Below are 4,153 nucleotides of genomic sequence, written 5' to 3'. Positions count from 1 at the left end.
GGGATCCAAGCGGCATCTGGATGAGGCGAGCAGCAGCTTCCCTGAGGCTGGTCTCGGAAAGGTCAGACAGCTCAATCCGGGCCCGAGGGCGATTGAAGTTTTGCTGCAGCCCGTGTCGATAGGTGGGGTCGTAGTGCTGCTCCAGCAACTCCTGCACAAACTGCGGCCAGTCTTGGGCGTCGATCAGCTCAAACCAACGCTGCAGGCGGGCCTGGCCAAGACGGGACTTCAGAGGCAGCAATTTCCCCTTTAGCGCTTGGGGGTGAGCAATCCAGTGGGGATAGTGGGCGATTAACCCCTTCACCCGCTCCTCTAGAGGCAACTGCACTTCGACACAGTCGGCTTGGGTAAGGGCTTGCCAAAGGGCAGGCGGCAGATGGAGCTGGCCCACTTTGGCACTCTCAGCCTCCACCCAGACTGGCTTGGCGGGATCCCACTGGAGAAAAACCTGCACCAGTTGACTTTCAAAGCTCTTCTGACTGGGCTGTGGCACCCCCCACTCGGCCCCCAGGAGGGATCCCCGGTGACAGGCCAGCTTTTCCAGATCGAGAACTTGGGATCCCTGTTGGCGCAGATGGTGAAGCAACTGGGTTTTGCCGCTCCCTGTTGGTCCGCAGAGCACTCGGTAGGTAAATTCCTGGGGCAAGATCTGCAGCTGTCGGCGCACCCAGGCCCGGTAGGTTTTGTAGCCACCTTGCAAAACCGTAACCTGCCAGCCCACCTGGGACAACACCAATGCCAAGCTGGCAGAGCGCTGCCCTCCCCGCCAGCAGTAGATTAGGGGCCGGTAATCGCGATCTTTATCGGCAAAATGGGTTTGCAAGTGGCGACTGATGTTCTGGGCCACCAAGCTTGCCCCTCGTTTGCGGGCTGTAAAGGGATCCACCTGCTTGTAGAGCGTGCCCACCTCCGCCCGTTCTGTATCGTAGAGTACAGGCAAGTTGATGGCTCCCGGCCAATGATCCTCTGCGAACTCTGCCGGAGAGCGCACATCGATAATTTCGCTGTAGGTGTGCAGCCAGGGCTCTGCAGTGAAGTGAATCGGAGGAGACACAAACCTGCGGATAGAAATGGCAAGCTAGCGCAATCTTGAACAGTTTCTAGCTTAGCCAACGCTGCTGCTCAAGGAAGCCCAGGGCTAACCCTAGCCTATCCCCTCGCAGGTGGACTTCTCGCTTTTCCAGAAGTTTAGGCAAGGTCTCTGGAACATGCAGGATGCCATTTGCCGCTCTCAAAAAAGTTATAGAGGTTTTCAGGCTCTCCAGGTGCCACCTCAGATAGAAAGGTGAGCTCGGACTTTTTCTTCGTCCATTTGGTCAGTCGGCCCCTCCATGATAAGGGATCCATTTTCCATAAGATAAAAGTAATCGGCTAGGCTTTGGGCAAACTCAAAATACTGCTCCACCAGCAACACCGAAACGCCCCGCTCCTTTTGAATGCGGCTGATGGCTTCTTCGATCTCGATAATGATAGAGGGCTGGATCCCTTCTGTAGGCTCATCCAGGAGCAAAAGTTTGGGCTCCGCCACCAAAGCTCTGGCGATGGCCAGTTGCTGCTGCTGCCCACCGCTCAAATCCCCACCCAGCCGTTTAAGAAAAGAACGCAGAATTGGGAATAGGTCATAGACAAACTCAGGTATGATCCGTTCTCTGTCCGGTGCCGCTTCTAGCCCCACCAGCAGGTTTTCCTCAACCGTTAGGCGGGGAAATATCTCTCGACCTTGGGGTACATAGCCAATACCGGCGCGGGCTCGCCAATTGGGAGGGTAATGGTTGATAGGACGGCCCTCAAAAGCAATTTTGCCTGTGCAGTCTTTCAGAAGTCCCATCAAGGCTTTAAGTGTGGTGGTTTTGCCCATACCATTGCGGCCCAGAAGGCAAACCGCTTGGCCGGGAAAGATCTTAAAAGAGAGATCCTTCACAATTAAACTCTGACCATAGTAAACCCTCAAGTTGGAGACCTCCAGGAGAGGCCCGGATCCATCTCGGGATAAGTTTTGTGTTGCGGTCGCGTTTTCCGTATTCATAGGCCTGCGCATGAGTCGATTAGATACAGAACTATAGCCTCTTTGCTTAGTTTTTCCCCTTGTGGGATCCGAGATAGACCTCAATCACTCTCGGGTCGTTTTTCACATCCTCAAAGGTACCTTCGCACAGCACCGAGCCTTGGTGTAAAACGGTAACCTTGCGGGCAATTTGTCGGACAAACACCATGTCATGTTCGATCACCAAAATGGTGTGGCTTTGGGCTAAGGATTGAATTAACTCTCCTGTAGCTTCTGTTTCTTTGTCCGTCATCCCGGCCACGCATTCATCCAGCAGCAGCAAATCCGGATCTTGAGCAATCACCATGCCGATCTCCAGCCATTGCTTTTCTCCGTGGGAAAGCAGCCCTGCCGGAACCCGATCCTTACGGCTGAGGCCAATGGTTTCCAAAAGAGCATCCGTTTTTTCTCGCAGATGCTTTTTGCCCAATAGGGTGGAAAAAACCCTTTTGTCAGGGTTGAGGGATAGCTCCAAGTTTTCTCGCACGCTCAAGTTTTGATAGACCCGCGGCGTCTGAAACTTGCGCCCAACACCCAAAATCGAGATCTCATGTTCCTTGAGCTTGGTCAGATCTTTTCCTTTAAACAGCACCCGGCCTCGAGTAGGCTTAACCTTGCCCGTCAGCACATCGAGAAACGTAGTCTTGCCTGCCCCATTGGGGCCGATGACCACCCGCAGCTCCCCTTCCTCCAGAGAGAAGTTCAGCCTGTCCAAAGCCTTGAAGCCATCAAAGCTGACGGTGAGATCCTGAGTTTGTAAAATTTGTCGGGTGGCGGTGGGAGCTGCAGTGAGCATAGGGATCACATCCAAGAACGGAAAGGCCAAAGGTCAAACCGGGTTCTCAACCCATCAAATAAACCCATCAAATAGGAGAGGAAACTTGGCATCGCTGGCTCACCCATGGGATCCTCTTACCTTAAACTTATATCTTGCACATAACTGACATCCTCAAGAGAAAGCCAGATTTAGGCTGGAGAAGTATTTGCCAAACGCCTGCGCCAAAGCTGAACGGTGACCCAAAGTTGCCTGCCTTGGGTGCGCACCCAACCCACCAGTCCATCCGGCAGCACCAGCACCACCAACAGGAACAATCCCCCCTGGAAAAACAGCCAAATCTCCGGAAAATTTTCGCTCAGCAAGCTCTTGGCAAAGTTGACCAACAGAGCCCCCAGCACTGCCCCCACCAAACTGGCCCGACCGCCCACCGCCACCCAGATCACCATTTCAATGGAAAAGGGAACGGCCATCGCATTGGGGGAGATGATCCCAGTTTGCAAGGTAAACAAAGCTCCGGCAATGCCTGCCAGGGCAGCAGACACGGCAAACACCAGAACTTTAAAGCCGGTGGGATCGTAGCCGGAAAAACGAACCCGCGGCTCGTCATCTCGAATGGCTACCAGGATCCGACCGAATAGGCCGCTGGTCAGCCAACGACAGAGAAGGTAAGCCAAAACCACCGCCAGAACTGTAGTGACATAGACAGCGAAGCGCATCTCGGACGAGTTGACATCCAGGCCAAACAAAGTCTGGAAGTTGGTCAGGCCGTTGGTGCCGTTGATTAAGCGCTGTTGGCCGTTGAAGAAGTTAAAGAAAATAATCGTGGTGGCCTGAGTTAGAATGGAGAAATAAACCCCTCGAATGCGATTTCTCACCACCAAATATCCCAGGGCTGCTGCCACCAAAGCCGGGATCAAGACCACAGCAACAGCCGTAAACGGAAACGAATAAAAGGGATACCAAAACCAGGGCAATTCCGTTACCCCGTAGAGGCTGAAAAACTCCGGTATCTGACCTTCCGGCAATTGCAATTTCAGGTGCATCCCCAGAGCGTAGCCCCCCAAGGCAAAGAACACCCCATGCCCCAGGCTGAGCATGCCGGTATAGCCCCAGATGAGGTCGATCCCCAAAGCTACAATGCTGAGGGCCAGAAACCGCCCCAACAAGTTGAGCCGAAAGCCAGACAGCACAGTTGGGGCCACAAAGATCAAGGCCAGCACCAAAACGATGAGGATCCCGGCCTCCCACAGAAGCTTGCGAGAAGAATTGGGATCCCCACCCGCGGCGGGAGCAGCCACTTCATGATCAGCACGGGGGGAATGAACCAGTTT

4 protein-coding genes are annotated in these 4,153 nt (G+C 54.1%); all 4 read right to left on the bottom strand.

Features of this window, described 5'->3' with window-relative positions:
* The coding region (mnmH, locus tag NW837_RS10490) for a tRNA 2-selenouridine(34) synthase MnmH (RefSeq protein ID WP_414331330.1) at positions 1 to 1,054 on the bottom strand (1,054 nt) is incomplete at its 3' end.
* Positions 1,055 to 1,273: 219 nt separating this feature from the next.
* Entirely contained in the window at positions 1,274 to 2,038 is a 765-nt protein-coding gene (gene urtE / locus NW837_RS10485) for an urea ABC transporter ATP-binding subunit UrtE (protein ID WP_414331328.1), read from the bottom strand.
* Between the two features lie 34 nt (positions 2,039 to 2,072).
* Positions 2,073 to 2,840: an urea ABC transporter ATP-binding protein UrtD gene (gene urtD / locus NW837_RS10480; protein WP_011433599.1), complete on the bottom strand. Its 768-nt coding sequence runs from the start codon at positions 2,838 to 2,840 to the stop codon at positions 2,073 to 2,075.
* Positions 2,841 to 3,010: 170 nt separating this feature from the next.
* Positions 3,011 to 4,072 (bottom strand): urea ABC transporter permease subunit UrtC, encoded by a 1,062-nt coding sequence (urtC, locus tag NW837_RS10475; protein WP_414331332.1) that lies wholly within the window; start codon positions 4,070 to 4,072, stop codon positions 3,011 to 3,013.
* Between the last annotated feature and the right edge of the window lie 81 nt (positions 4,073 to 4,153).

The organism is Synechococcus sp. R6-10, assembly GCF_047461815.1.
GTDB lineage: Bacteria > Cyanobacteriota > Cyanobacteriia > Thermostichales > Thermostichaceae > Thermostichus.
This window is presented reverse-complemented; position numbering and strand designations above follow the sequence as displayed.